The following is a 26,816-nucleotide window of genomic DNA, read 5'->3' on the forward strand; positions in this document are numbered from 1 at the left end:
GTTGATTGAAAGAATGAAAGTAAGGACAGGCTCGTCTCTAGTGTTTGTCCTTAAAGAAACTAAAGTGTCTTTAACCAAAGCGTGAAAGAGGGAATAGAGGGTATGAGCGAACGTAAAACGACAGAAAACTCTAATCCGTCAGTAGATCAAAAATATGATTTGATGACAGCAAACCCCGTTTATAAGCCATTTCATTATCCATGGGCTTATGATGCGTGGTTAACACAGCAACGTTTGCACTGGCTGCCAGAAGAAGTGCCGTTAGCAGAAGATGTAAAAGACTGGCACAAAAATCTGACCGAGTCAGAACGGCATCTTGTTACACAAATATTCCGTTTCTTTACGCAGTCTGACGTAGAAGTTAATTCGGCTTACATGAAGTACTATAGTCAGGTTTTTAAGCCGACTGAAGTGCTGATGATGTTGTCCTGTTTCTCAAATATTGAGACGATTCATATTGCAGCTTATTCCCACCTTCTTGATACTATTGGGATGCCTGAGACAGAGTATTCAGCATTCCTGAAGTATAAAGAAATGAAGGATAAGTATGATTTCATGCAATCCTTCAACATTAATAACAAGCGTGAAATAGCTAAAACCATGGCAGCGTTTGGTGCTTTCATGGAAGGTCTGCAGCTTTTTGCGTCTTTTGCGATTTTGTTGAACTTCCCACGCTTTAATAAGCTTAAAGGGATGGGGCAGATTGTTTCATGGTCTGTGCGTGATGAAACATTGCACTGTCTTTCCATGATCCGTTTGTTCAGAACATTCGTTCGTGAAAATAGTGAAATCTGGACAGAAGAGTTTCGGAAGGAGCTAACGCATATTTGTCGTGTCACTGTTGAGCACGAAGATGCGTTTATTGATTTGGCGTTTGAAATGGGAGCTGTTGAAGGGCTCTCTGCGGAAGATGTGAAGAAATATATTCGGTTTATTGCTGACCGTCGTTTAACTCAGCTTGGTCTTGATCCGATTTATCATGAGGAAGAGAATCCTCTTCCATGGATTGACCATATGTTGAATGCTGTTGAGCATGCGAATTTCTTTGAAAATAGAGCGACAGAATATTCTCGCGCATCGACTTCGGGAAGCTGGGAAGAAGCTTTTGAAGATCATATTTTCGAAAGTTGAATCTTTGTATTCTTAAAAGACAAGCGCTTTTCCGTGGCGTAGAATTTGATCGGCAGCTTCTGTGAAGCTGCCGTTTTCTTTATGTAGGATTAAACCGGCATGAAGTTTAAAAACACCACGGCCTTCATAAATTGCTTTTATGAGAACCAGCTTTGATTCTTTGCCCTGTTTGGGCCAGAAGGGATAAACCTCTAAAGAACCACACTTATTTTCTAATAAAGCCTGACAGACCTGATCTGTAATGGCCGTTGATACGATAAAGGTGAGAGATCCTTTAGGAAGAACCCATTGGGTTAAAGATTTCACCCATTCCTTGGGATCATTTTCGTAGGTGCTGAGAGCTAAACGCCTTCGGTGATCTGGAGATAAAGCACCATGAGGGCTATGCCAAGGGGGATTAGCCATAACATGGTGAAAGCGACCATTGGGTGTTGGAGCTATAGCACGTAAAGATTTCGGTAGATGGGGAATGTGTGCTTGAATAACGGAGAGGTTCTGCGCACTAGGAAGATGTTGATTTTGTAAAAAATTGTAAGACGCCAATTCGGCTGTATCAGGGTCTTTTTCGATTCCTATCCCATGAATATTAGGAAGGCGGGCTGCCAGACAGAGAAGAGCGGCTCCCGCTCCACATCCTCCTTCCAGAATAGTCTCGCCAGGTTTTGCGCGAATTGACGCCGCCATAAGAACGGGTTCTATCCCCGTGCGGTATCCTCGTGAAAATTGCTGATAAAAGATATGTCCATTAAGAAGCGAACTGTGTTTTTTATGTTCCATCGGTGATGAAGTACTCTCTGTTAAAAACTTCTCTCTTTGCAATGGCTTGACCACCATCTCACAGCCGCTCATATGTTCATACTAATATTGTTTTATTAATTGGCCATCTTGCTAAGCATTTCTAACCTTTCGTTTCGAAGGGAGGAGAGGCTAAGGTGCCATTATATGTTACACCTTTTATATGAGGCCTTTGAGTATTCTTTTTAGGCATCATTATTGGGAACTGGAGTAAAGAGCCTTGGATTCTGCCAAACCGGATACCGCCTTAACTGTAGATAAAGCTGTGGTAAAGGGAGCAGAAGGGGAGAGTGCCCTCTCTGCACTTGCGGCCTATTTGCATGAAGATATGCTGGCTTGTAACCGCGCTATTATCGAACGGATGGAAAGTCCGGTTCCCTTAATTCCACAATTAGGGGCACATCTTGTTGCAGCAGGTGGGAAACGTCTTCGGCCACTATTAACGTTAGCTTCCGCGCGTTTGTGTGGATATCAACCTGGTCCGAATCACCAACGACATGTTGGTTTGGCAGCGTGTGTGGAGTTTATTCATACAGCAACATTGCTACATGATGATGTCGTGGATGAGAGCACGTTGCGTCGTGGCCTTGCTTCGGCGAATGCTGTGTTTGGAAATAAAGCATCTGTTTTGGTCGGGGACTTTTTGTTTGCTCGTTCCTTCCAGTTGATGACGGCAGATGGTTCTTTAAAAGTGATGGCCATTTTGTCCCAAGCATCCGCCACCATTGCTGAAGGCGAAGTGCTACAGATGGTGGTACAGAATGATCTTTCCACACATATAGATCGTTATCTGGAAGTCATTCATGGCAAGACAGCAGCATTATTTGCGGCAGCGTGTCGTGTTGGCGCGGTCGTAGCGGAGCGGCCCGAAGAGGAAGAAGAAGCATTGGAACGCTTTGGTACGAACCTTGGAATGGCCTTCCAGTTAGTTGATGATGCACTTGATTACGCTGCAGACCAACAAGTGTTAGGTAAAACAGTTGGGGATGATATGCGAGAAGGGAAGATAACTCTTCCCGTTCTTGCAGCTTATGAAGCCGGGACAGCCGAAGATAAGGCCTTCTGGGAGCGTGTTATTGAAAAAGGCGAACAAACAGAAGCTGATTTGCCTCATGCATTGAACTTAATTGCCAAAACAGGTGCGATTGAAACAACCATCGCGCGGGCACAAACCTATGCAGATGCAGCGGTCGAAGCGTTGTCTATTTTTCCCGACAATGAATTACGGAAAATGTTGATTGAAACCGTGCAGTTTACAGTTAATCGAGGACGTTAACGCTTCGTAGAGTAGGCAAGATAACAGCCTGAAAGAAGATTATTTTCAGGCTGGATTTCAAGGTGCTGTTTTAAAAATTTCCCAATGCTCGAACTTTAGCTTTTGCATGGCGAGTTTGAGTTTATTTATATCTGTAGGTTGGCTTGTTGTGAAAACCGTTGCAGGTCGGATCGGTTGCTGTGTGGATACAGGAAGCCCTTCTAAAACAGTTTGTAATTGACGAGCGACGGCTGGCGCTGGGTCAAGCCATGTTATGCTTGGTTTAGCGAGTTTTTGTAAGGCTGGAAGTAAGAATGTATAATGCGTACAGCCTAATCCAATTGTATCGATTTCTTGGCCATGTGGATGGTGAAACAAGCTATCAAGTTCGGCTTGTATTTCCACATCGTCAATTGGATCACCAAGGAAAGCTCGTTCCGCTAAATCCGCAAGTTTGCGGGCTCCATGTATGATAAGATGGCAATCGGATGCGAATTCACGGTGCAAATTAAGCACGTAAGGCCTTCGGGCTGTCGCCGATGTTGCTAGAAGGCCGATGGTCCGTGATTGGGATACTCTTCCTGCCCAACGAATGGGGGGAACGCAGCCGATAACAGGAACGGAAAGCTTTTCTCTTAAGGCCGGTAAGGCAATGGTGCTTGCTGTATTGCATGCAATGACAAGCGCATTGGGAGAAAGCGCCTCACAGGCTTGAGAAAGCAAATCAATAATGCGAGGAGCGAGAACCTCATCGGCTTGTTCCCCATAAGGGAAGAAAGCCGTATCAGCGAGATAATCAAGTTGCAAATGGGGGTAAGAGTTGCGCAAAGTCTGCACAACTCCCATTCCGCCAATTCCGGAGTCAAAAACGAGGCACCGAAAAGAAGAAGGAGCTGGTATGCTCACGGTCGTAGCCTTTAAGCCTTCTTTGACTTGAATGCGATGGCTTCTTCTGCGCTTCCTACTCCGCCGTGTTTTTGGGACCATTCACATGGGTTTTCTAAGAACCGGCGTACTTCTGCACTATCTTTTTCTGAGAAATAATTTTCTCCAGCACACGCTTCCAGAACATCCCACCATGTGCAGAGCGAGTGCAGGGAAATATTCATATCCGATAGCGTTTTATGTGCTCCCGGGAAAACGCCGTAGAAGAAGATAACAAATGTATGGTCTACAATTGCGCCTGCCTCACGCAAAGCATTAGCAAACTGGATTTTAGAGGCGCCATCTGTGGTTAGATCTTCTACCAAGAGGGTACGCATACCTTCTGGAACATCACCTTCAATTTGGGCATTGCGTCCAAAGCCTTTTGGTTTTTTACGTACATACGCCATCGGCGTCATCATACGCTCGGCAATCCAGGCTGCGAAAGGGATTCCAGCTGTTTCGCCACCGACGATGGCGTCTAGGCTTTCATGGCCAATATGACGTTCAATTTTTTCAACTGCGAGCTGCATAATTTTAGCGCGTGCTCGAGGATAAAAAATGATTTTTCGACAATCAATGTAAACAGGGGATTTCCAGCCAGAGGTTAAGGTGTAAGGCTCATCGGGTCGAAAATTAATAGCATTAATTTCTAATAGAATACGCGCAGTTGTTAGAGCGGCATCGCGATCCCATGAGGTGCGGCCAGCTGTAGCGCTTTCTCCAAGTTGTGTCATCTTGATCTCCACGGATATCTTTTCTTGTGGTTTACCGATCGAAAGCCCAGAAGGGTAGGGGGTATTTTACATTGTTATTATAGCTGTGATCGATCCAACTAATCTTCTAGCTTGCACTCTTGCTCAAGGAGGCTTACATGAAGAGAAGTTGAGAATTATTCTAAAGCAGGTTCCGAGTGAGCGTTGAAACCAGTAAAATTGGTCGCAAATGTGAGCGCGCAGTGATTACAGCGTATCAGGAGCTACGTGAGGTAGGCCAGCCTGATATGCAGGCTTTTGCCGCCTGCACAACGCTTTATAGAATACATCATCCAGAATCTTCCTTAACAGAAGCAAGACGTTTGGTGGCCGAGTGGATCGACCATCATATTGTTCGGAAAGCTAAAGGAAAGACACCGGGCTGTAATTGCTGAGCAGCTAGGCTCAATATTACCCTCTTTCATGAATGGGGGTAAATTTTCTTCTGTTAGATCCGATATAAAGCTGTCTTGGCCTAACGATTCGGGCTGTTGGGTCTTCAATCATTTCTTTCCATTGGCTTACCCATCCAACAGTCCGTGCAACAGCGAAGAGAACTGTGAACATATTTTCTGGGATGCCAAGAGCCTTTAAAATCAGGCCTGAATAAAAATCAACATTGGGATAAAGACCACGTTTGATGAAATATTCATCATGTGTGGCGACTTTTTCCAGTTCCATGGCGAGGTCAAGAAGAGGGTCTCTCTCAAGGCCAAGTTCAGCAATAACCTCCCGGCATGTTTCTTGTAAAATTTTGGCGCGAGGATCAAAATTTTTATATACGCGATGACCAAATCCCATGAGACGCACGGTAGAGTTCCGGTCTTTTGCTTTTTCTAAAAAAGCGGGGATTCCATCGCGAGTTCCAATTGATTTGAGCATGTTGAGAGCCGCTTCGTTCGCTCCACCATGGGCAGGCCCCCATAACGCAGCAATGCCAGCAGAGATACATGCATAAGGATTGGAACCGGTAGAGCCGACTAACCGTACGGTGGTTGTTGACGCATTTTGTTCATGGTCTGCATGCAAAACCAGAATACGATCAATGGCACGGGCTAAAACGGGATTGACTTTGTAATGATTACCCGGCCGTGCAAAGAGCATGTGTAAGAAGTTTTCAGAAAAACTCATTTCTTCATCAGGATAGATGAAAGGCTCGCCAATAGAGTATTTGTAGGCCCATGCAGCAATCGTTGCAGTCTTGGCAATGAGCCGCCGGGCTGAAAGATCACGATCTTCAGGTTGAGAAATATTTAAACCATCATGATAAAATGCAGAAAGGGCGCTGACAGTGCCGCATAAGATGGCCATAGGGTGAGCATCGCGGCGGAAACCATTAAAAAAATTACGTATTTGTTCATTTAATAGACGATGGGTGTTCATATCCTTTTTGAAGACATGGTACTGCTCCAGAGTAGGAAGCTCACCATAGAGCAACAAGTAGGCTGTTTCGGTAAAATTTGCATGTGTTGCAAGTTCTTCAATCGGGTACCCACGATGAAGAAGAATGCCTTTTTCTCCATCAATGAATGTTATTTTGCTTGAACATGTCGCTGTCCCTATTAAGCCCGGATCAAAAGAATAGAGGCCCAAATTTTGAGGCATACTACGAAGATCAATAACATCAGGACCCATCGTGCCTTGAAAAGAAGGAGCCTGCATAGAAGAAGAGTTTGTTTCGATCGTGACGGTGTTTTTATTCGTATTATGATTCATTTGAATGCGCCTATCTGGGGCCGTGTAAAAATTACTGAATGGACAAGTGGATGGAGTGATCGTGCAGGTTGCCCATGGAATGATCGTATCTTAAAAAAGATTTTTTATGAAATGATAATGGCGTATTTATTAAAAGAAAAATTTAAACTCTTAGTGTGTTTTGAAATAAAATCATAAAATCAAGAACAGCCCCTTATTATGAGGTAAAGGGGCTGCCGTTTAAAATGGTTAGAGATTTACATGAGTGCTTGCGGCGATAGCCTCATGGTGGCGTATGACTTCTTTTATGACGAAAGCTAAAAACTTTTCAGCAAAATCTGGGTCTAAATGAGCATCACGCGCAAGGCGGCGTAAGCGTTCGATCTGACGTGTTTCACGTTGAGGGTCTGCTGCCGGAAGCTTTGCTTTTGCCTTAAGTTCGCCCACAGCTTTTGTGCAGCGAAAACGTTCGGCTAACATATGGATAAGAGCCGCATCAATATTATCAATGCTTGTTCTTAAATTTTCCAGTTCGTGGAGTGCTGTCGAGTGATTAGAAGTCATTAATATCCACCCATGCAAGATGTCCGCCTTTTCCAGCGCCTAAATCCATAAAAATAGCTGTCCCCCCTAATCTGCCTAAGCATTTCCACGGGCGCCCATTTGTTGAGCGACGATCATGCCCAACATATACCGTCATGCCATCAGGAATACGATTGATCCAGCTTAAACGGCGTTCAGGATAGCCATCAGGCTGCATCCGTCCAGTGGTTTCTCCGAACAACGCGCGTGATAGAGGAGCTGTAATTTCACCTAAACCGGGAAGAGGGGGCTGAGAGAGCATAGCGGTATGAAAACCACCATGAACAAAGAAGGTCCGCTCAATTCTAAGCCAGGTGGGGGCAGAGGCAATCGCTTTATAAATATTGGGGATTAAAGAGGCGTATTCTGGCTGGGCAAGCTGGCTCAGTGTTTCTTCAAGAGGGGGATCTTTACGCAAACGTCGTCCTTCTAGAGCGCGGCCTAATTTACGGTCATGATTGCCAAGAATGAATAAGCCTCGTTTGTATTCAAGCAAATCCAGCATAAGTTCCAGAACGCCAGCACTATTAGGACCGTGGTCGATGAGATCCCCAAGCTGAATGATAAAGCGATCTGTTGCTGTGGCATGTTGGAAGGCATTGAGATCACCATGCACGTCTCCCACTACGCGAATCCCGTAAGTTTGGATTCGCTCTATAATGGAATCAGTAAGAGGTGGCTCAGCAAAAATGGTTCTATCTTTCGTTTTTTATATATAAAAAAGCTTATAGTGGCGCACGTCAATTTACTTATTACAGAAAAATGAAAAAGAGTTAGTGATTAACGAATGTCGTTGCCTGTCCAAGGTCAACAGACAAGACACGACTAACCCCACGTTCCTGCATTGTGACACCATATAATCGGTTCATATGAGCCATGGTTAATTGATGATGAGTAACGACGAGAAAGTGTGTGCCTGTCTCTTTGGTCATGTCTGATAGAAGAGAACAAAAACGCTCAACATTGGCATCATCAAGTGGTGCATCGACTTCATCAAGAACGCAGATGGGGGCAGGGTTACAGCGGAATGTTGCGAAAATAAGCGAGAGAGCAGTAAGAGCTTGCTCTCCTCCAGAAAGAAGAGAAAGAGTTGAAAGCTTTTTTCCCGGAGGCTGTGCAAATATTTCTAGACCCGCTTCTAATGGGTCGTCACTGCCAACCATCCCCAAATGAGCACGCCCTCCACCAAACATACGAGAGAATAAGGATTGAAAATTACGGTCTACTTCTGTGAAAACAGCAAGCAGTCGTTCACGGCCTTCACCGTTAATAGTATGAATGCCCTGTCGAAGCTTTTGGATGGCAGTGGTTAACTCGTCATGTTCTTTGGCGATTGTTTCTGCGGTTTGCTTTGCTTCTTGAAACTCAATTTCGGCTCTTAGATTGACTGGACCAAGGTCCTCTCGTTCTTTGGTTAGTCGATTGATTTGGCGTCGGATGGAGGATTCGTTGTGTTCGGATACATCCAAGGGAGTTGAAGCAGAATCAGGAAAAGGAATTTCTTCTTGTAGTTTGATATAGGCGGCTTTGGCTTGCTCGGCTCTTTCTGAAAAACGAGCAATATTTGCTTGTGCAGCGGAGAGTGTTGCGTCAGCTTTGCGCCGCCGTTCTTGAATGGTTTGTTCAGCCGAATGAGCCGCTTTGTTTTTTAAAAGAGCCTCTTCATATTCTGCGCTTGTTTGAGCAAGAGCATTTGTAAAAGACGTATAATGCGTTTCAAGTTCGAGGATCTGACTTTGTGACTGTTGTATGGTTTCTTTTATGGCATTTTGACGAGAGTTAAGCTCGTCTGATCTGCTTTGTGTATCATGAATTTGTTGTTTTAAATCATCAATACGGCTTTCTTGAGCGGATATATCACCTGCTAAGCGTGTTTTTTGAATGGCCGTATGGGAAAGTTGATTTTCTATATTTTTCAGTCGGCTGCGTGTTTCTTCTAATTTAGAAGCATAGTGACTGATTTTTTGTTCTAAAAGGCTTAAATCAGGACATTCTGATAATGTATTTTGATGGTGTTCTCGTTCTTTTTGTAAGTTTTGGAGGAGTGTCTCTAATTCTTTCCGACGTGCTAATAAAGATGAAATATGAGCATTAGTTTGTGTTTTGAGCTGCTCAATTTGACGTAAATTTGTATGTAAAAGCTCTTTATTTTCTTGAGCTTTTAATAAGTCTTGAGACAGGATTTGTAATTGCTTTTCAGAATCAGCGTAAGATTTTTGGGCGTTTAAAGTAGTCGTGTTTAAAAGTTCAAGATCTGGTTTGTTTTGATTGTCGCTTACTCGACTAATTTCAGATTGGAGGTTGTTGCGTTCTTTTGTCATATGCGTGATGTGTGATGATATTTCTTTATCACGCGTCTGAGCAGATTGGTGCTGTAAAAGAGCTTGATCTAAAAGACGTGTATGATTTTCAACTTCTTTTCGGCATGTTTTGAGAGCCAATGAAGTTGCTTCTAATTCTTTGCGTTGTAATGTGACTTTTTCTGATAATTTCTGAGATTTTTGAGAAAATTTTTCTGGATTTTCAAAAGCTGTATAGTCTTCTTCCAGCGAGGTCCAATCAGATTTAGCGTGTTGAAGGTTTTGCAACGCCTCTTCTAAACGTTTTTGACTTTCTTCCCATCGGCTTTGAGCAAGATCAGCACGTTGCTCCAGTTGAGCCATATGGGCTCGTTGTTTATTGAGACTATGTTCAATTTCAACACTTTTCTGCCGATATAACTGAAGGTCTTTTTCTATTTTTTCTCGCTGTTCACTTTGGTTCTGAAGAGTAACAACAAGGTCAGGTAAATCTGTTTCGTGTTGTGTGATTTGGAGAAGAATATCGTTCAAACGGTTTTTTTGTTCCAGCCGGACGGCTCCTGTATCTGCTGCATGGGCTGAACGAATAAAGCCATCCCAACGCCATAAAGCTCCATTTTCACACACAAGGATTTGGCCGGGAGAAAGTTTTTTTTGTAAATCTTTTGCTAGGCTTTGATCTGCTAGTAAAAAAGCAGATTGAAGGCGCCGGTTCAATGCGGGAGGTGCCTCAATTAAGTTTGAAAGAGGCTCACCAAAAGCAGCTTCTGCTGAGAACGAAATATTTGGAAGTTCCCGCCAACGTTGGGTAGCTGGCGTTGTTTCATCAGCTAATGAGGCATTGAGGCCGTTTGCAAGAACTGCTGAAACAGCTCTTACAAGGTGAGGAGGAATATTCAAACTATCTTCAAGGGAGTTAGGCTGTTTTTCAATGGCATTCAAAGAAATCTGAAGGCTTTCTTGTTCGGTCTTTAGACGTATAATTGCATTTTCAATTTGAAAGACAGACTGTTGTGTTTGTTTTTCACCTTCTAAAAGAGCGAGCAAATCTTTTTCTGTTTTTTGGATATCGCTTTGTGTCTTGCTTAAATGTTGGGAATGTTTTTCTGTTGTTTCTCTAATGGAGGTTAATTCTTCCGCAGGGATAAGGGCTTTTTTGTCACGCTCAAGATTTTCTTGCGCGAGTGTAACTTTCTTTTTTGCCTCATTCATTACTCTTTGGGCTGTATCACGAGACCGGATGATCGCTTGGTAGCGTTGTATTTGCTCTTCTGCTTGAGCGCGGGCTTCTAACCACTCTGTATTGGTTTGGCTTAAATCGTTAGATTTAGAGATTTCTTCACGCTCTAACTCATTCAATTTATTCTTCAGAGTGTTATTATTTTTTTGAAGTTCATTTTTTGCGTTATCATCAAGTATATTCTTTTTGTTTTGATAAAAAAGATCATGATTTTCTTGTAGTTGGGTCTCAATATTCTTTAAACGATCCTGCAAGTCCTTTTCCATGCGTAAAATATTTTCAAAACGTTTGGTCTCTTCTTCAAGAGTACGTTTTGAAAGTTCTGATTGTAATAGTTTTTCTTGCAGATCTTTCTGATGTTCCGTGAATGTATTTTGAATATGAGAGCAGTAAAGATCAGCTTCTTCTGATTTGTGTTGAATTTCTAATATGGCATCTTCTTGTGGGAGAGTTTTATCAAGTTCGCTGATTTCTAATGCGGTTTTATGATAATTCTGGCTTTCTGTATCAATTCTATTCTGAATATTCTCTATTGTGAGAATGATATTTTTTAGTGCAGCACTTTCAGTGTCTCTTTGCTGGGTCGTTTGATCCAACTGCTTTACAATAGATTGCTGCTCCTCAGAAAGTTTCTGGGCTTCTTTTGCGAGCTGCTGTTCTTGTTCTGGTAATTCTTGGATTTGCTCTTGAAATAAGATTAGTTTTTGTTGCGTTTCATCATAGGAAGCGCGGTATTGAGTAAGGCGCTGTGTGTTTTGTAAAAGATCCGATTCAATTTGAGAAAGGTGATTTTGAGCTCCTTTCTCATTTTCTTGAGCCCGAAAAAGATCGGCTCGGAGTGTTTCTTGCTTGATTTTATGATGTTCAAGCTGGCTGCGTAATTTTTCAATATTTTCGTGCAGGTGGGGGGAGGCTTGGCGTGCTTCAAACTCAGCAATAGCCGCTTGCTCAGCATCCATTTCAGCAGCTTGAAGTTTTTCTTTTGCGCTTTTCAGATCTTGGAGGCTTTTTTCAACTGCTAGCTTTCCTTTAGCATGGAGAAGATGGTGAAGAGTATTTTCAGTTTCTCGTAAAAGTTCAGAGAGTTCTCGGTATTTGCGTGCTTGTGAAGTCTGAGTGTTTAAGCTGCTTAAGCGTTCTTCTATTTGCAGGCGTAAGTCTTCTGCTCGCGATAGATTGGCTTCTGTTTGGCGTAATTTTAATTCTGCATCATGACGTCTTGTATGAAGGCCAGTAATCCCAGCAGCTTCTTCTAAAAGAAGGCGTCGCTCTTCGGGTTTAGCTGCAATGAGTTGGCTAACACGATTTTGGCTAACAATCCCCGAACTGCGAGCTCCTGATGAGAGGTCTGCAAAAAGAGTTTGTATATCGCGTGCGCGGACAACGCGGCCATTAATACGATATTCGCTGCCTGCTCCTCGTTCTATACGACGTGAAATTTCCAGTTCGTCGGCATCTTGAAAGGGAGAGGGAGCTAGTCCTTTTGTTCCACTCAGTCGCAACATGACTTGAGCAATGTTACGAGCAGAACGAGCCCCGGTCCCTGCAAAAATAAGGTCATCCAGCTCTCCACCACGTAAGGAGCGAGCAGATGTTTCTCCCATAGCCCAACGAAGTGCTTCGACGACGTTGGACTTTCCACAACCATTAGGACCAATTATTCCTGTGAGGCCAGGGAGAATATTGACCTGAACCTCATCAGCAAAACTTTTAAATCCTGTAATAGTTAGGCCAAGAATGGTTGCGTTCTGTTGGGAGGACATACGGGGCGAAAGATTTTCTTTACAGAAGGTATTTAAGAGGCCTTAGCGACAAGGTCGGCAAATTTGTCATACGTCTCTGGGTCTTGGCCATAGTGGGTACTGTTGAAAAGGAAAAATGGTGTGCCTTGGATGTTATATTTTTCAGCATCTTGCTGAATTTGATTGAACATACTTTGCATGAAGCCTGTATCGTTCGCGATGCTTTTAAACTGATTTGCAGAGATGCCGGCTAGAGCAGACATTTGTTGCAAACGTTCCATCGGGTCACCGCCTGAGGCGAAAGCCCATTGCATTTGACTGGAGAACAAAGCTTCAAGAAAAGGAACATAGCGTTCTTGTGGCAATGAGCGTGCAACCATAGCCGCTGTTAGTCCTACGCGATCGCCAGAGAAATCATGGAATTGGTAACGAATCTTACCAGTATCGATGAGTTTCTCCTTAATCTTCGGGAATTCTTCGGTGGCGAAATGAGCGCAATGTGTACAGGTTAAAGAGAACCATTCTTGCACTAGGACTTTGGCGTTGGGGTTTCCTATAATACGAGGGCCCATTCTGGGGTCGCTTGTTACTGCAGAATTATCATCAGCCCGGGCTCCTGCTGCTGCGCTGAGGGCAACGGCAGGCACAGACTTTAAGAGAACGCGGCGAGGTAATGAAAAGCGACTATTCATTTAAAGAGCCTTTGTGATAGTTTGAAGAAATTCATCATATCCTAAGCCAATATTAGGCGCAGGACGATCGTTAACACGAAAATATGGCGTTCCTTGGATATGAAGAAACGCATCGTCTTTATCTTGGCGATTAATGATTGCTTCTTTCAAGCTTTGATTATTTTTAATGTTCTCAAAGCTTGCATCAGAAATACCCGCAAGGATTGCATATTTTTTTAATTCGCTCACGGGATCGATATCTTGAGAGAATGCCCACTGATCTTGATTTTTGAAAAGAGTTTCAAGGAAAGGGGCATACTGTTCCTCAGGTAAAAAGCGCGCCACCATAGCGGCTAGTAACGCAACCTGATCTAAAGGAAAATCATGAAATCGAAAGAGAATTTTTCCTGTATCGATTAAATTAGTTTTTACAAAAGGAAAAATATGCGTTGCGAAATGTGCGCAATGTGAACAGGTTAAAGAAAACCACTCGTCTACAATCACTGGTGCTTTAGGATTTCCGAGCGTTCGAGGGGATAGGAGCTTATCATCTAAATGAGATGATGGGTGAGCCAAACTATGCTTAGCCATTGTTAAGATTACTGGTGATGCCAGCAGAAACAGACGGCGTTTTAAAAACATAGTTTGAACTCCTTATATTAATCGAAAATGATTATTAAGAATTATGGTCGTCATCTTGCTGGGAGTGTGGAAGGGACTTCTTCTCCCAGTTTTCAGGAACGCGCATGCGTAAAGCACGAATGTGACGTGCATCTGCATCCAGAACCCTAAACTCTAAACCACTTTCATGTGTCAGAACTTCGTCACGTGCTGGAACATGTTCTGCTAAGCGGAATACAAGACCACCAACCGTTTCTATCTCTGCTTCTCGCTCAGCATCCGTGAGGACAGCTCCTAAACGTTCTTCAAGTTGTTTAATGGGCAGGCGGGCATCTATATCTGAAGAGCCATCTGGCCTCTCGGTCCATAAGGCTGTAACGGGATCATCATGTTCGTCTGAAATATCACCAACGATGGTTTCAATCAGGTCTTCAATGGTCACCAGGCCGTCAATGCTGCCATATTCATCAATGACAAGTGCCATATGAATACGCCTTTGCCGCATCTGTAAAAGGAGATCTAGCACCGGGATGGTTGGCGCAATCATTAAGGGTTGGCGTAAGAGGTTCCGGATATCAAATGCTTCTGGGGAATCAACATAAGCGACTAGGTCTTTAACGTGAATCATCCCAGAAATTTCATCGAGCTGTTCACGGTACACCGGCATGCGTGAATGATTTTCGCGTCGCATGTGATTAAGCGCACTTTCAAGAGAGATATTTTCAGGCATGGCAATAATGTCTGCCCGGGGAATCATAACATCATCTGCTGTAATGTCCCGCAAGTTCAGGACATTCATGATAAGGGCGCTTTCTTGGCGGTCTAACTCGGGCGTATCTCCTGTTTCGTGAGCGAGTTGAGCAGAGTCCCGGACAAGAGTAGCAATGGAATCACGAAGCTTCTGATCTCGACCACGTCTATTGAAAAGACCAAAAAGCCCTCGTGAATTTTTTCGAGGTTCTTCAGAAGGCTCTAATATATCGTCACTCATGATCGTTTGATTCCCTGTTTCCATGGATCTCCAAAACCAAGCTGGCGCATTGTTCGTGTTTCAATGCCTTCCATTTCTCTTGCCTCTCCGGGGTGATGATGGTCATACCCGGAAAGGTGAAGGACACCATGAACGACAAGATGTGATAAATGAGCACGCATGCTACGCTGGGCAGAAACAGCTTCTTTATGAACTGTTTCATATCCCAAAATAATATCTCCTCCATGGAGAGGAGAAAGGGGCTCAAATGTTAATACATTTGTAGGTTTGTTTTTATTGCGAAAACGCGAATTGAGCCTCTTAACAACGCGATCTGTCGATAAAAGAACAGTCGGCATTGGAGTATTTTCAAAGTCTGCCCCTTTTTGACGGGTAACAGCTTGAAACGCACGATAAATGGCACGTTTAGTATTAGGTATAGAAAACCGCCATCGCGGGTCTTCTATAATAATATCAATATCGGCGCGAGTACTTGGAGGTTCCATTGTTTTCCTGGCGGGCTCGATCTCGATAAGAATCACGAGGGAGCGGCGCTCTCTGATCATAGGCATCAACAATACGGGCAACCAAAGGATGGCGGACCACATCGCTTGAATGAAAACGGGTGATGCCGATTCCCCGAATTCCGTCTAATGTTTCAACAGCTTCTCTTAATCCAGATGATACACCGTTTGGCAAGTCAATCTGGCTAAGATCTCCTGTAACAGCCATGCGCGTTCCTTCGCCCATACGGGTAAGAAACATTTTCATTTGTGCAGGAGTGGTATTTTGGGCTTCATCAAGAATAACATAGGAGTGTGCTAAAGTACGACCTCTCATAAAGGCAAGAGGCGCAACTTCAATTTCCCCAATTCCCATTCGACGAATAACCTGATCTCCCGGCATCATGTCATGGAGCGCATCATAGAGGGGACGCAGGTAGGGGTCAATTTTTTCTCGCATGTCTCCGGGAAGGAAGCCAAGCTTTTCTCCAGCTTCAACCGCCGGCCGAGAAAGGATAATACGATCCACTTGCCCTGCGAGCAGCATGGAAACAGCTTGCGCTACCGCAAGGTAAGTTTTTCCCGTCCCAGCTGGGCCAATCCCAAAGACCAGTTCTGTGCGTGCTAACATAGCCATATATTCTGCTTGGCCATGGGAGCGAGGCTCTATAATGCCACGCTTGGTTCTAATTGTAGGAAGATCGACTACTCCACGTGGTGAGGGAGGAGTATTCTTGGAGTGGGAGTTAGCAACGACCTCTCTGCGGGTGTTCTTTGCAGTATGATCCCGAGTGTAAGGGTGTTGGGGGAGAGGGGAGCGAGGCAGGGCCGTTAATCGAATAATCCCATCGATTTGGGAGCTATCAATAGAACGGCCTTCTTCAAGTTGATTATATAAAGAGACAATAGCCGCCTGAGCACGCCCTACGGCTTCATTCTCACCTGAAATGGCAATTTTATTGCCGCGGCACGATAGATGGACATCGAATCCGGCTTCAAGTTGAGCGAGGTGCCGGTCGTGGTCTCCAAGAAGGCGTTGGAGTAAAATGTTGTCATTAAAACGTAATGCAACAGTACGGTTTCCGTCTGGTCCTTTAGAGGAAGGAGCAGAACTATGCGGAGGCGTTGTTAGCAAGCGGCAGCTGTCTCCTGAACAATGACGCCGCCAAGTGAGTTTGTCCGGCGTGTTGTGATAGCAACTTTTACGATGGAACCGATCAGTTCTTCCGGGCCATCGAAGTGTACGGGTTGTAGATAAGGGGAACGACCGGAGAGCTGTCCAGGTTTCCGACCTTTTCCTGTTATCAAGACTTCTTGGGTTGTGCCCACAAGTTGTTCGTTAAAAGCGTCCTGCTGCTCGCGTAACAGAGCTTGCAATTGTGCAAGGCGTCGGTCTTTTACATCTTCTGCCACTTGAAGAGGCTGTCCAGCAGCAGGAGTGCCAGGGCGTGGAGAATATTTAAAGCTGTAAGCACTCGCAAAGCCAATATCTCTGACGAGTTGCATTGTGGCTTCAAAATCCTCCTCTGTTTCACCGGGATGTCCTACAATGAAGTCAGATGAAAGAGCTAGATCTGGTCTGACGTCTCGTAAACGGCGGACGATATTGCGGTATTCATCTGCGGTATGGCCACGGTTCATGGCTTTTAAAACATTGTCTGAACCACTTTGGACAGGTAAATGTAAAAAAGGCATCAAGGCAGAGTTTGTGTGGTGTGCATCAATAAGTGATTGATCCATATCTCTTGGGTGGGACGTCATATAACGAATACGAGCCAGACCAGGAATTTGGGAAAGCACTTCAGCGAGATACGCTAAGTTAGCGCTTTTCCCAGATCCATCATCTCCATGATATGCGTTTACGTTTTGCCCCAGTAAGGTAATCTCTTTTACACCACTTGCGACCATTCGCTCCGCCTCAGCGAGGATGGACAGAACCGGTCGGCTGGTTTCAGCGCCTCGTGTGTATGGAACGACACAGAACGAGCAAAATTTATCACACCCTTCTTGAACGGTAAGAAATGCGGTTAAATTACCGGCTGTTTGTGGCGCGGCCTCCGTAGGGAGGGCATCAAACTTTTCATCTGTAGGGAAGTCTGTTTCAATAACAGCTCCACCGGCACGTGCTGCACGTGCCACCATTTCTGGAAGTTTGTGATAGGTCTGAGGGCCTAAAACGAGATCGACATAAGGCGCTCTTGCCAGAATTTCTTTGCCCTCAGCTTGAGCAACACATCCTGCAACTGCAATGATTGTGCGTGGGTGACCTTGCTCAATACGTTCGTCTCTAATTTTACGAAGGCGCCCAAGCTCTGAAAAAACCTTTTCTGTCGCGCGTTCGCGGATATGGCAGGTGTTTAGAATAATCATATCGGCTTCTTCGGCCGTTTCTGCCGGTCCATAGCCTAATGGACGTAAAACATCAGCCATACGCGCGCTGTCATAAACATTCATTTGGCAACCCCATGTAATAACATGAAGGCCATGAGTGTTACGTGCGGGGGATGTTTTTGTAGATTCTGGCGAAGAAGCAGTCACAGTTTCGATCCGGGGTTGGCAAAATCACGGCTAGTCATCAAGGGAGTGGCTTGTAAGGTCAAGCCTATAATTGAATTGATGCAGTTAAACATGACTGTCCCATTCATGCTTAAGAAGACCCAAGGATGGGTTATCACACTCAATGTGATTGGTCATTATTAAAAGCAGAATATTCAAAGAACAAAAAATACGGGCAACTCCAAAACCTTACTCTGCTTTTAGAGTAAGGTCTTGTTGAGGGAGACCGCGGCGTAGGTCGATTGATCCTTGGCTAACGGCATCAAATGTTGCTTGAGAGAGTTCTTTGCGGGATAGAAAATCATCAGGGTTGAGAGGTGGGTGGAGGATCAGGGTTGCACGCATAGAGCGCCATTGACCAAGCGCCCACAGGTGGGGAGCAAACCCCATATCACCATACCACGCAAAAAGTTTACGTTGATTTCGGCCAACCGGTAACCCCTCTAATTCGTCATAAACAAGAGAGACAGGCTGAATTAAAACAGGAGGCGGTTTGGGGGTATTATCTTGTTCTCGTTTGCTCGGTTTAGCGATGGCAAAAAATGAAGACATGAAAGGGAGTACTTGTGCGCCATCAGAAGTGGTGCCTTCAGGGAAAAGAATAATGTTATCCCCGCTCCATAAGCGATCTGTCATGCTATGGAGTTCACGTCCGGTACTGCGTCGATTACGACTAACAAAAATGGTGCGTCCCAAGCGTGCGACCATACCAATCATAGGCCATGTGCCAACTTCGCCTTTTGAGATGAATACGGCCTCAAGAACACTGCCAATGCTTAGGATATCTAACCAAGAGGTATGGTTTGAAACGTAAATAACTGGCCTTTGGCCCTCTTTCACGTTTTGAGGTGAGAGCATTTTGCCCGCAGGCTTGCCAATAACTCGGATACGCAAACCAAAAATACGACTAACAACAGACCAGAAGACACGAGGAAATTTAACTTTTCCAGTCCCTGGGAGTTGGATCAAAATGTACTGAAAAATACTTGATCCCAAAGTCCAGAATACAATAACTCCGAGCCGGACAAGGAAGAAGCTCTTACTAAAAACAGAAGAAATTTGGTTTTCTTTTGTCGGGGGAGCAAAAGCATCACCGTCAAGCGCGGGTCTACTTTGGTTGCGGCGATTGGGAGCCTGAGAAGGAGTTCGGTAAGACATCGGATTTTAATGATACGAATTTTCATCATCAGAAACAATCTAGTTTCATCTTCTTACGTTAATAAAATCTAATGCTGCTCATAAAAGATACGCAGCTCTTTCTTAAAATTGGCGTTGTGGGTTTCTTGGTGAAAACAAGCCGTTACTTAATTATTTTTTGCTCTCTTGTTGTGAGTAGCCTGTCAGGCACTTGCTTTCCCTTCAGAGGTTACGCCGATTCTCTGAAGGAGGAGGGCACCGAAAAAACTAAAACCTTAGGATATAAGGTTGCAATTGAGCCAACTAAAGACAGTGCTTTAGATGCAGCGATTGCGGCCTCATCACAGCTTTCAACATTGCAGGAAACCCAAAAAGTGGGAGCGTATGCTCTTACAGGACGGATTAATGGTGATTACGATCGTGTAGATGCCGCTTTGCAGTCACAGGGGTATTATGCCGGGGCGGTAGCGATTAAGGTACAGGTTGATGGCCATGAATTGGACGGCAGAAGCCCACAGCTACCAGAAGCTCTTCAAGCTGCCCGGGATAATCAGAAAATAAAAATTTCAGTTTCTGTTGAGGCCGGCCAGAAGTTTCATTTAGGTCGTATTATTTTAACCACCCCTCCCAAGGTTTTAGAAAAATCGGGCACTAAAAACGATAAAGGGCAACAAGTCTCAGTAAAAACGTCTGATCAGGCTGAAAAACAAGGGGAGCCAGTCACTTTATCCTCAGAAGAACAAAAAGCATTTAATTTAGTATCTGGGCAACCTGCCGTGGCAGGAGATGTGTTAGCCGCACAAAATAATTTGCTTAATCAGCTGCAAGAAGAGGGGTACGCCGTTGCGTCTGTCTCAACTCCTTTGGCGTATCTAAAACCGGCTTCCCATAGTTTGGATGTTGTGTTTCGGGTAGGGCGCGGGCCAAAGGTCGTTATTGGACCGATGAGTATGAGTGGATTAAAGAAAGTCCATGAAACATATTTAAAGCGTCGTTTAACGTTACAAGAAGGACAGCTTTATCAACCGTCAAAAATTGAACAGGCGCGTCAGGATCTGACCTCAACGGGTGTCTTTTCAGCGGTTCAGGTGAAGAATGCTCCTCCTATTATTACGCTTGCATCAGGAAAATCTCTTGTTCCGGGGATAGTGCAGGCGATGCCTTTGGATTTTGATTTTCATGAGACCAAAAGACACACGCTAACAGCAGAAGCCGGATACTCAACAGATTTGGGTGGGCGTGCTGGCGTAAGTTGGACGCATCATAATTTATTTGGCAATGCGGAACAATTGAAACTAGCGGTTCTGGCAACGGGATTAGGTGGGTCGGCTCAGCAAGGCTTAGGGTATGATGCATATGCGGATTTCACGAAACCTGACTTTTTAAGAAAAGATCAAAGCCTCAATCTTCGTATCGAAGCCGTGCGGCAATTGCTTTATTCGTATCATCAGAATGCTATTTTGGCGCGAGGTGGTATAGGGCGGCATTTTGGTAAGTATTGGTATATTTCAGCGGGTTTGATGGGGATACAGGAACAGATCAAGCAGTTTGGTGATAAGAGAAATTATTTTATTGCTTCCATCCCCCTTGTCGCAACATATGATAGCACAGGTCTTTCTAACCCGATTGACCCTGCAACGCATGGGATACGTGCTTCTATTACAGCTAGCCCGTCTATGTCTTTTGAGCACAAAACATCGTTCTTTGCTCTTCTGACGGCGCAAGTTTCAACATATTATGACCTAGCCCGACTTGGATGGACGAAGCCGGGAAATAGTATCATAGCGGTGCGTGGAATTGTTGGATCAGTGCAGGGTGCATCAACCTATGACATTCCACCTGATCAGCGCTTATATGCGGGTGGTCCTGCGACTGTTCGTGGTTTCCGTTACCAAGGTGTCGGCCCCCAGTATGGGGATACGAAATACGCAATTGGCGGAACATCCATGGATGCAGGAACTCTTGAATTTCGTCAAAGGTTACCAAAAAATTTGGGGATGGCCGCTTTCGTTGACGCTGGCCAAGTAAGTACAAAATCAACGCCAGGGCATGGTACTGTTCGCGTCGGGTATGGAGCGGGTGTGCGTTATTATACCCCAATTGGCCCCGTACGTGTGGATGTGGCTCTTCCTGTTAACCGTCCTCCGCATGGTGGAAAATGGGAGCTTTATATTGGTTTGGGGGAGACATTCTAATGCATATTGTTAAGAAAATTCTCCGAATATTAGCAATTATTATTGCTGTTTTATTAGGCGTGCTGGGGCTGGCGATTGGTGTTGTTCTTATCGGCATTAATGTTGGAGCGGGGCAGCGCTACATAGAAGAAAAGATTGATCCATGGACAGGCGGAATGGTTCAAATATCAGGCCTGTCTGGAACCTTGCCTCAAAATCTAGGGCTAGATACTCTTAAAATTAAAGATGCCAAAGGCGTTTGGCTGGAAATAGATCACCTACATCTGAAGTGGTCCCCGCTTGCATTAATCGGCATGGACGCCAAAATCCACACGCTAAGTGCAGACCGTTTGGTTTTTTCGAGGCTGCCCTTTTCCTCACCTGAGCCACAAGCTCCGACAAGTTCTGCCCCTTCTGGGCCAACGAAATTAAAAATAAAAGTTGATCTAACGCATCTGCACATAGGACGTTTGGAAATAGGGGATGCCTTAATAGGTCAGTCAGCGGCATTTACTGCGGATGGGAATGCAAATATCTCATCCATTGCACCGTTTATCGATGGTGTGACGCTGAAAAACCTTCCGAAGATGAAGATTGATTTGCACATCAAACGTCTTGATGCTGACGGAGACCTTAATCTTTCTGCTGCTACCCCAAGTCAACAGGTTCATTTAGCTTTAGATTATCATGAAGGCATAAATGGCTTTGTCAGTTCGTTAGGAAAACTACCTCAGCTGGATCCGATAGACCTTCATTTGGCGATGCAGGGCCCTTGGACAGGCGCTGTTACAGAGTTTGGACTGCATTCTGGAGCAATACAAAGCCACTTAAATGGAACGATAAATCTTGTTTCGAATAAGGCTGACCTGCATGTAACTGCTCATGCCCCCACAATGACGTTACAACCGGGTATTGGATGGAATGATATTTCTCTTGAGACCGATTTGCATGGCCCCTTTATTGCTCCTGTAGGAACAGGGAGTTTAAATATTGATAGTCTAGCTATTAACGATATTTTGGTAGGCCATTTACATACTTCCTTTCAGGGAAGCGCTGGTAAGAAAGCAGAAGATACTGTTGCTTCGTTACAAACCGTTATTGATGGGTTAAGAATTCCGGGTAGTGCGCCCACTTTGTTGGCTGCTGCACCTATTAAAGTAAATGTTATATCTTATCCATTGCGAGATACGCAGCCCGTTGAGGCTGTTTTAGACCATCCATTGGTGCACTTAGGTGCTCAGGTTAATGTAAAACCTGCCGCGCATGGCCATGTGACCTTAGAACTACCTAATGTAAAGCCGCTGGCAGCATTAGGAAAAACGGATCTGCAAGGAAAAGTAGCGTTGAAGGCAGATTTTGCTTTGCCAGCAAAAGCGCAAGATGACTTAACGCTTACGACTACAGGAAAAATAGCAATTACAGGGGGGCAAGAGCAGGCAGTCCATTTGATAGGTAAAGAGGGAACCCTCTCTTTAGATTTAAAAAAATCAGCTAATAATATCATTACAGTCAAACGCTTGGCGCTGGATGGAAAAGCATTACATGTTTTAATGTCAACTATTGTCGATCTAGCACATCAAAACCGTATGCAGACCATTGCAAGTGTTGCTTTACCAGATTTGTCTCAGGTTGCACCAATGCTGTGTGGAAATATTAATCTAGACGCGCAGGCTAATGGTCCAACAGATGATCTTGCCGTAAAAACAGATATTAAAGGTGAGTTTGGAACCAAAGATGTTCCTAAAGGGCCATTGGCACTTAATGCTGATTTTCAACATTTACCTTCTGCACCTCAAGGAACGTTAAAGGTGCAGGGTGTATTGGATCGACGCCCTCTTATTTTAGCCACTCGTGTTGAGAAAGATCTAAAAGGTGTGATGCATGTTCAATTGGATCAGTTGTCTTGGAATAGTTTGCTAGGAAAAGGAGCGTTGCGCTTACCTGTAGGGGCGAAAGTGCCTCTGGGTGATCTTGATCTAAAAATTTCCAACTTGGCTGATTTTCAAAAGTTTGTTGGACAACCGGTAAAAGGACGGTTGGCATTAGCCATTCATACAACGGAGGTGCCATCCGCTCCTCCGGTCGTTGCTTTAGGGTTGGATGGTTCTTTGGGGACACAACAAGTTACGATCAGCTCTCTTAATTTAAAGGGGAAAGTAACAAACCCTCTTGATAACCCTACGCCTGATTTAAGTGTGGCTGTTGCTGGAATTCGAACTCAAGATATTTCTGGTCAAGCAAAGGCAACGGTTAAAGGCCCACAGTCTGCAATGGCCATTACTCTACAAGGCGCGTTTCAAAATGTGATGGGTTCGCCGGCGAATATAGATACTGCATTGCTGTTGGACCTCTTAAAAAAGACAGTCCGTATTGATCGTTTGGCAGCGCTTGCAAAAGAAGAGTCTATCCGGTTAGGAGCCCCTGCCAAGGTCTCTTTTGGGGATATTATGGGGGTAGACCGTCTGCGTTTAACCGTCGCGCCTCGTGGAGTAGCGCCTGCTACTTTTGATATTGGTGGAACGTTAAAACCACGATTAGCTTTGAATGCAACGATTGATCATGTCACGCCTGCAATAGCAAAGCCTTTTTCGCCTGAATTAGATGCTCTTGGTGTTATTTCTGCACAAGCAAATTTAACGGGAACGCTAAATAACCCAAGTGGGAAAGTGTCGCTTGTTGGCCGAGGCTTGCGTATGCGAAGGGGAGTGGCTGCGTCACTTCCTGCAGCAGAGATATTGGCCAATGTTGGATTGGCGGGGCAAACAGCTAGAGTTGATACAACCCTCAAGGCTGGCTCTAAAATTGCTTTAGCTGTGCGCGGTGTGGCTCCTTTATCAAAGGATGGAAATATCGCTTTAGATACAACGGGGCATGTAGATCTTTCTGTTGCCAATTCTGTTTTGGGCGCAAACGGGATGGAAACGCGTGGGCACATTGCTTTGAATATGCATGTGGGAGGGTCTGCTGCTCAGCCGCGGGCAACAGGACAGATTGGCCTTCATAACGTGGCATTCTCACAATATGCTCAAGGAGTGTATCTGACATCGATTAACGGAAATATTTCAGCCCATGGTGACAGCATAACTCTTGATCATATTTTAGCGCATGCAGGATCAGGCGATATAGCTTTAGACGGATATGTTGGTGTATTTCGCCCAGGTTTGCCCATGGATATTAAGGTTATATCCAAACAGGCACGCGTTCTGTCCAGTGATTTGATTACGGCTCTTATAGATACAGACCTGCATATTCATGGTCAGGCAACCACTCGTCTAGATGTTGACGGGAAAGTTGTTTTGCCAAGGGTTATGATTAATATTCCAAACTCAATGCCTGCGTCTGTTCCTCAGTTGGATGTTGTGCGTCCCGGACAAAGTGCTCCTGTTTCGAATGGGACAAATCTGGTTATTGGCTTGGGTTTAGATGTGATTTCCCCCGGACAGTTCTTCGTTCAAGGGCACGGTCTGGATGTTATTATGGGGGGAACATTGCATGTGAAGGGAACAAGCCAAGCACCAATTATGACCGGTGGATTTGAAATGAGAAGGGGTAATTTTAATCTGGCGGGCATTAACCTGAACTTCACACATGGAATAGTGTCTTTTAACGGAGCAGGGGTAAATCATCGGCTTGATCCAACTTTGGATTTTAGAGCTGATCGGAATGGCAAAGGCGGCTTGGCCAGTTTGTTGGTGCATGGGTATGCCAGCGCGCCTAAAATTGATTTTACGTCTGTTCCAAGCTTGCCCCGTGATGAAATTTTGTCCCTCTTGTTATTTGGGACAGATTCTCATTCACTATCTACGACACAGCTTGCGGAACTGGGGGTGGCTGTGGCTCAGCTCGCTGGAGGCTCAACGTTTGATCCATTGGGAAAAGTACGGAACGTTTTAGGGTTAGATCGTTTGGCCGTTGGTGGTGGCAGTGGGGTGAATAAGGGGGGAAGCAGCATTGAAGCCGGAAAATACGTTATGAAAGGCGTATATGTAGGGGCAAAACAAGCTATGTCTGGAACCGGAACGCAAGCCCAGGTTCAAATTGATTTAACGCAACGACTAAAGTTAAAAACAACGGTGGGGACAGGGGGGCAAGTGAATGGCTTTACCACGCCAGAAAATGACCCGGGCTCAAGTGTGGGCCTCTCCTATGGATTTGATTATTAGTGTTGTGCAGCTGCTTCTTGGAGAAGGTCTTTCACTTGAGAGATGACGTCTGACCAATCCCTAAAGTGAGTTTGCCTAACGATACGCATGAAAGGATACCAAGGGCTGTCCTCACGGCCTTGCTGCCAGCGCCAACAATTATTGAATCGATCCATCATGATGACAGGTTTTCCAAGACCGCCAGCGAGGTGCACCATGGAAGTGTCAACGGAAACGATAATGTCTAAACACGAGACCAAAGCCGCTGTGTCATCCATATCAAGGCATTGCGGCATATAGTCTATGAGGGGGCTTGGGAAATCTGATATCTGAGAAGCGGGCTCATCTTTTTGTAAAGAGTAAAAAGTTATTCCTTTAAGCTTTGCTAAAGGGGCGAGCAATGCAAGTGGCATCGATCGTTGGCGGTCGAGCATATAAGCGTTCGTGTGTTCTGGGCGTGCTCCACCCGCCCATACAAGCCCAACACGAAGTTGACGATCGGGGCGTAATATTTTCTTCCACTGAGCAACTTTATCTGGAGAAGGGATTAAGTAAGGAACGGGTACGCCCATAGGAGTTTGTGTTGCCGAAAACACTCTGGGAAGGCTAATGAAAGGGCAGTGGTAATCATACTCTGGTGTTTCTCCGCCATGTTGAACGACGGACACTCCTTCCATCCGTTGGCATAAATCAGCGAGCGTTGATGTTCCCCAAATATGTACGATTGCGCCTGTTCTTCCAAGAAGAGGAATATAGCGAAGGTACATAAGAGTATCCCCCAGTCCTTCTTCTTGAGTAACAAGTACACGTTTGCCTTTTAAATTAAGGTTAGGAGTTATGTTGGGAAGGAGAGTTGCTTTGGGTAGGCTGGTATGACCAGGGACACCGAAACGCCATTCATGCTCTGTCCATCCTTGAGCCATTCTACCGCTTTTCAGCATAGTGATGGAGTGGTTTAGCCTAAGAACGGGCTCATGGGGCGCTAAGGGGATTGTTTCTCTATAAACGTTTGCAGCCTCTTCTAAGCGGCCAATGTTATTGAGTATGCAGGCCATATTGCAACCAGGCCCCCATTCTTCTGGAGAAGCCGTGCGAAGATATTGCATGATTGATAAAGCCTCATCGAACCGTCCTGCTTCAGATAAGACCATGGCTAGAAAATTAAGTGTTTCTAGATTGTTGGGGCGAATGCCTAAGCTTTTTTTAAGTGCTATCTCTGCTTCTTGAAAGCGTCCCAAATGCATTAAAACCAGTCCTTGAGCGTCAAGTAAGCGAGGGTCTCTAGGGGTTAGTTTTTGCGCTTCTGATAGGACATGCAGGATATCTGGCCGACGACGCTGCAGGACGGCTTCGTCAATGAAGGTAGTAATGGCATGTCCGCCAACAGGAGGGCTGGCATTGTTAAGTTCTTGAGCTGTATCTGAGTATTGATTTAATTGAAAAAAGGCACGGCTGCGCATTAAATGTACAGCAGGAGAGTTCTTGAAATTTTTAAGGGTTTCAAGTGCTTGTGAGGCGTTACCCTGTTTGATGAGGGTTTGAATTTTATTTAATTCGTGGTCTGTTGGGGTGGATAAAGGCTCAGTATTGTGGTGAGCTAACATGAAAGCCTCTTTTTTGACC

The 26,816-nt window shown here is 44.9% G+C and carries 20 protein-coding genes; 5 read left to right on the top strand and 15 right to left on the bottom strand.

Annotated features, from left to right (window positions below; genetic code table 11):
• Positions 1-102 precede the first annotated feature (102 nt).
• A complete protein-coding gene (locus tag E3D00_RS08885) occupies positions 103-1,131 on the top strand; it encodes a ribonucleotide-diphosphate reductase subunit beta (protein WP_141461829.1) in 1,029 nt (342 codons plus the stop codon).
• 12 nt (positions 1,132-1,143) lie between these two features.
• Here the strand turns inward: E3D00_RS08885 and E3D00_RS08890 are convergent, their stop codons facing one another.
• Entirely contained in the window at positions 1,144-1,815 is a 672-nt protein-coding gene (locus E3D00_RS08890; protein ID WP_246091418.1) for a tRNA1(Val) (adenine(37)-N6)-methyltransferase, read from the bottom strand.
• Positions 1,816-2,146: 331 nt separating this feature from the next.
• Between E3D00_RS08890 and E3D00_RS08895 the strand changes: the two genes are divergently transcribed.
• On the top strand, positions 2,147-3,202 hold the full coding sequence (locus tag E3D00_RS08895) for a polyprenyl synthetase family protein (RefSeq protein ID WP_141461833.1): 1,056 nt from the start codon (positions 2,147-2,149) through the stop codon (positions 3,200-3,202).
• 57 nt (positions 3,203-3,259) lie between these two features.
• Here E3D00_RS08895 and E3D00_RS08900 read toward each other — a convergent pair whose 3' ends face one another.
• Together E3D00_RS08900 and E3D00_RS08905 are read right to left on the bottom strand one after the other, a co-directional pair.
• Entirely contained in the window at positions 3,260-4,027 is a 768-nt protein-coding gene (locus E3D00_RS08900) for a glutamate racemase (RefSeq protein ID WP_246091537.1), read from the bottom strand.
• Positions 4,028-4,098: 71 nt separating this feature from the next.
• Complete coding sequence (locus tag E3D00_RS08905; protein ID WP_141461837.1) at positions 4,099-4,842, bottom strand: orotate phosphoribosyltransferase; 744 nt, start codon at positions 4,840-4,842, stop codon at positions 4,099-4,101.
• Between the two features lie 176 nt (positions 4,843-5,018).
• On the opposite strand from E3D00_RS08905, the gene E3D00_RS08910 reads away from it, so the two are divergent.
• Positions 5,019-5,255: a hypothetical protein gene (locus E3D00_RS08910; RefSeq protein ID WP_141461840.1), complete on the top strand. Its 237-nt coding sequence runs from the start codon at positions 5,019-5,021 to the stop codon at positions 5,253-5,255.
• Positions 5,256-5,271: 16 nt separating this feature from the next.
• Here E3D00_RS08910 and E3D00_RS08915 read toward each other — a convergent pair whose 3' ends face one another.
• The 11 genes from E3D00_RS08915 to E3D00_RS08965 form a co-directional block, all read right to left on the bottom strand.
• Entirely contained in the window at positions 5,272-6,576 is a 1,305-nt protein-coding gene (locus E3D00_RS08915) for a citrate synthase (protein WP_141461842.1), read from the bottom strand.
• A 228-nt stretch (positions 6,577-6,804) separates the two neighbouring features.
• Complete coding sequence (locus tag E3D00_RS08920) at positions 6,805-7,119, bottom strand: chorismate mutase (protein ID WP_141461844.1); 315 nt, start codon at positions 7,117-7,119, stop codon at positions 6,805-6,807.
• Positions 7,109-7,795: a metallophosphoesterase gene (locus tag E3D00_RS08925; RefSeq protein WP_141461846.1), complete on the bottom strand. Its 687-nt coding sequence runs from the start codon at positions 7,793-7,795 to the stop codon at positions 7,109-7,111. Before E3D00_RS08925 ends, E3D00_RS08920 begins: the two co-directional genes overlap by 11 nt.
• 115 nt (positions 7,796-7,910) lie before the next feature.
• A complete protein-coding gene (locus tag E3D00_RS08930) occupies positions 7,911-12,440 on the bottom strand; it encodes an AAA family ATPase (protein WP_141461848.1) in 4,530 nt (1,509 codons plus the stop codon).
• 32 nt (positions 12,441-12,472) lie between these two features.
• A complete protein-coding gene (locus E3D00_RS08935; RefSeq protein WP_141461850.1) occupies positions 12,473-13,111 on the bottom strand; it encodes a thioredoxin domain-containing protein in 639 nt (212 codons plus the stop codon).
• The gene (locus E3D00_RS08940) at positions 13,112-13,732 is read right to left on the bottom strand and encodes a thioredoxin domain-containing protein (RefSeq protein WP_141461852.1); all 621 of its coding nucleotides are present in this window, start codon (positions 13,730-13,732) and stop codon (positions 13,112-13,114) included.
• 34 nt (positions 13,733-13,766) lie between these two features.
• The gene (locus E3D00_RS08945) at positions 13,767-14,702 is read right to left on the bottom strand and encodes a hemolysin family protein (protein WP_141461854.1); all 936 of its coding nucleotides are present in this window, start codon (positions 14,700-14,702) and stop codon (positions 13,767-13,769) included.
• Positions 14,699-15,187 carry an rRNA maturation RNase YbeY gene (gene ybeY, locus E3D00_RS08950; protein WP_141461856.1) on the bottom strand — a complete coding sequence of 163 codons (489 nt, stop codon included), beginning with the start codon at positions 15,185-15,187 and terminating at the stop codon, positions 14,699-14,701. The genes E3D00_RS08945 and ybeY overlap by 4 nt, the downstream gene beginning before the upstream one ends.
• Positions 15,156-16,319: a PhoH family protein gene (locus E3D00_RS08955; RefSeq protein ID WP_141461857.1), complete on the bottom strand. Its 1,164-nt coding sequence runs from the start codon at positions 16,317-16,319 to the stop codon at positions 15,156-15,158. Before E3D00_RS08955 ends, ybeY begins: the two co-directional genes overlap by 32 nt.
• Complete coding sequence (miaB, locus tag E3D00_RS08960) at positions 16,313-17,638, bottom strand: tRNA (N6-isopentenyl adenosine(37)-C2)-methylthiotransferase MiaB (RefSeq protein WP_408909372.1); 1,326 nt, start codon at positions 17,636-17,638, stop codon at positions 16,313-16,315. The genes E3D00_RS08955 and miaB overlap by 7 nt, the downstream gene beginning before the upstream one ends.
• Positions 17,639-17,929: 291 nt before the next feature.
• Entirely contained in the window at positions 17,930-18,898 is a 969-nt protein-coding gene (locus E3D00_RS08965) for a lysophospholipid acyltransferase family protein (RefSeq protein ID WP_141461861.1), read from the bottom strand.
• 71 nt (positions 18,899-18,969) lie between these two features.
• Between E3D00_RS08965 and E3D00_RS08970 the strand changes: the two genes are divergently transcribed.
• Together E3D00_RS08970 and E3D00_RS08975 are read left to right on the top strand one after the other, a co-directional pair.
• Complete coding sequence (locus tag E3D00_RS08970; RefSeq protein WP_141461863.1) at positions 18,970-21,072, top strand: autotransporter assembly complex protein TamA; 2,103 nt, start codon at positions 18,970-18,972, stop codon at positions 21,070-21,072.
• On the top strand, positions 21,072-25,214 hold the full coding sequence (locus E3D00_RS08975) for a translocation/assembly module TamB domain-containing protein (RefSeq protein ID WP_141461865.1): 4,143 nt from the start codon (positions 21,072-21,074) through the stop codon (positions 25,212-25,214). Before E3D00_RS08970 ends, E3D00_RS08975 begins: the two co-directional genes overlap by 1 nt.
• Here E3D00_RS08975 and E3D00_RS08980 read toward each other — a convergent pair.
• Positions 25,211-26,797 (bottom strand): tetratricopeptide repeat protein, encoded by a 1,587-nt coding sequence (locus tag E3D00_RS08980; protein WP_141461867.1) that lies wholly within the window; start codon positions 26,795-26,797, stop codon positions 25,211-25,213. The two genes, E3D00_RS08975 and E3D00_RS08980, sit on opposite strands and share 4 nt — an antisense overlap.
• Positions 26,798-26,816 lie beyond the last annotated feature (19 nt).

The sequence above is a fragment of the Swingsia samuiensis genome, from assembly GCF_006542355.1.
GTDB classification, from domain to species: Bacteria; Pseudomonadota; Alphaproteobacteria; order Acetobacterales; family Acetobacteraceae; genus Gluconobacter; species Gluconobacter samuiensis.

What these genes read in the sequence shown, in the direction of transcription:
- E3D00_RS08885 (WP_141461829.1), top strand. Translation starts at nt 103, where the DNA reads ATGAGCGAACGTAAAACGACAGAAAACTCTAATCCGTCAGTAGATCAA.
- E3D00_RS08890 (WP_246091418.1), bottom strand. Translation starts at nt 1,815, where the DNA reads ATGGCGGCGTCAATTCGCGCAAAACCTGGCGAGACTATTCTGGAAGGA.
- E3D00_RS08900 (WP_246091537.1), bottom strand. Translation starts at nt 4,027, where the DNA reads ATGGGAGTTGTGCAGACTTTGCGCAACTCTTACCCCCATTTGCAACTT.
- E3D00_RS08905 (WP_141461837.1), bottom strand. Translation starts at nt 4,842, where the DNA reads ATGACACAACTTGGAGAAAGCGCTACAGCTGGCCGCACCTCATGGGAT.
- E3D00_RS08915 (WP_141461842.1), bottom strand. Translation starts at nt 6,576, where the DNA reads ATGAATCATAATACGAATAAAAACACCGTCACGATCGAAACAAACTCT.
- E3D00_RS08920 (WP_141461844.1), bottom strand. Translation starts at nt 7,119, where the DNA reads ATGACTTCTAATCACTCGACAGCACTCCACGAACTGGAAAATTTAAGA.
- E3D00_RS08930 (WP_141461848.1), bottom strand. Translation starts at nt 12,440, where the DNA reads ATGTCCTCCCAACAGAACGCAACCATTCTTGGCCTAACTATTACAGGA.
- E3D00_RS08935 (WP_141461850.1), bottom strand. Translation starts at nt 13,111, where the DNA reads ATGAATAGTCGCTTTTCATTACCTCGCCGCGTTCTCTTAAAGTCTGTG.
- E3D00_RS08940 (WP_141461852.1), bottom strand. Translation starts at nt 13,732, where the DNA reads ATGTTTTTAAAACGCCGTCTGTTTCTGCTGGCATCACCAGTAATCTTA.
- E3D00_RS08945 (WP_141461854.1), bottom strand. Translation starts at nt 14,702, where the DNA reads ATGAGTGACGATATATTAGAGCCTTCTGAAGAACCTCGAAAAAATTCA.
- ybeY (WP_141461856.1), bottom strand. Translation starts at nt 15,187, where the DNA reads ATGGAACCTCCAAGTACTCGCGCCGATATTGATATTATTATAGAAGAC.
- miaB (WP_408909372.1), bottom strand. Translation starts at nt 17,638, where the DNA reads ATGAATGTTTATGACAGCGCGCGTATGGCTGATGTTTTACGTCCATTA.
- E3D00_RS08965 (WP_141461861.1), bottom strand. Translation starts at nt 18,898, where the DNA reads ATGTCTTACCGAACTCCTTCTCAGGCTCCCAATCGCCGCAACCAAAGT.
- E3D00_RS08970 (WP_141461863.1), top strand. Translation starts at nt 18,970, where the DNA reads ATGCTGCTCATAAAAGATACGCAGCTCTTTCTTAAAATTGGCGTTGTG.
- E3D00_RS08975 (WP_141461865.1), top strand. Translation starts at nt 21,072, where the DNA reads ATGCATATTGTTAAGAAAATTCTCCGAATATTAGCAATTATTATTGCT.
- E3D00_RS08980 (WP_141461867.1), bottom strand. Translation starts at nt 26,797, where the DNA reads ATGTTAGCTCACCACAATACTGAGCCTTTATCCACCCCAACAGACCAC.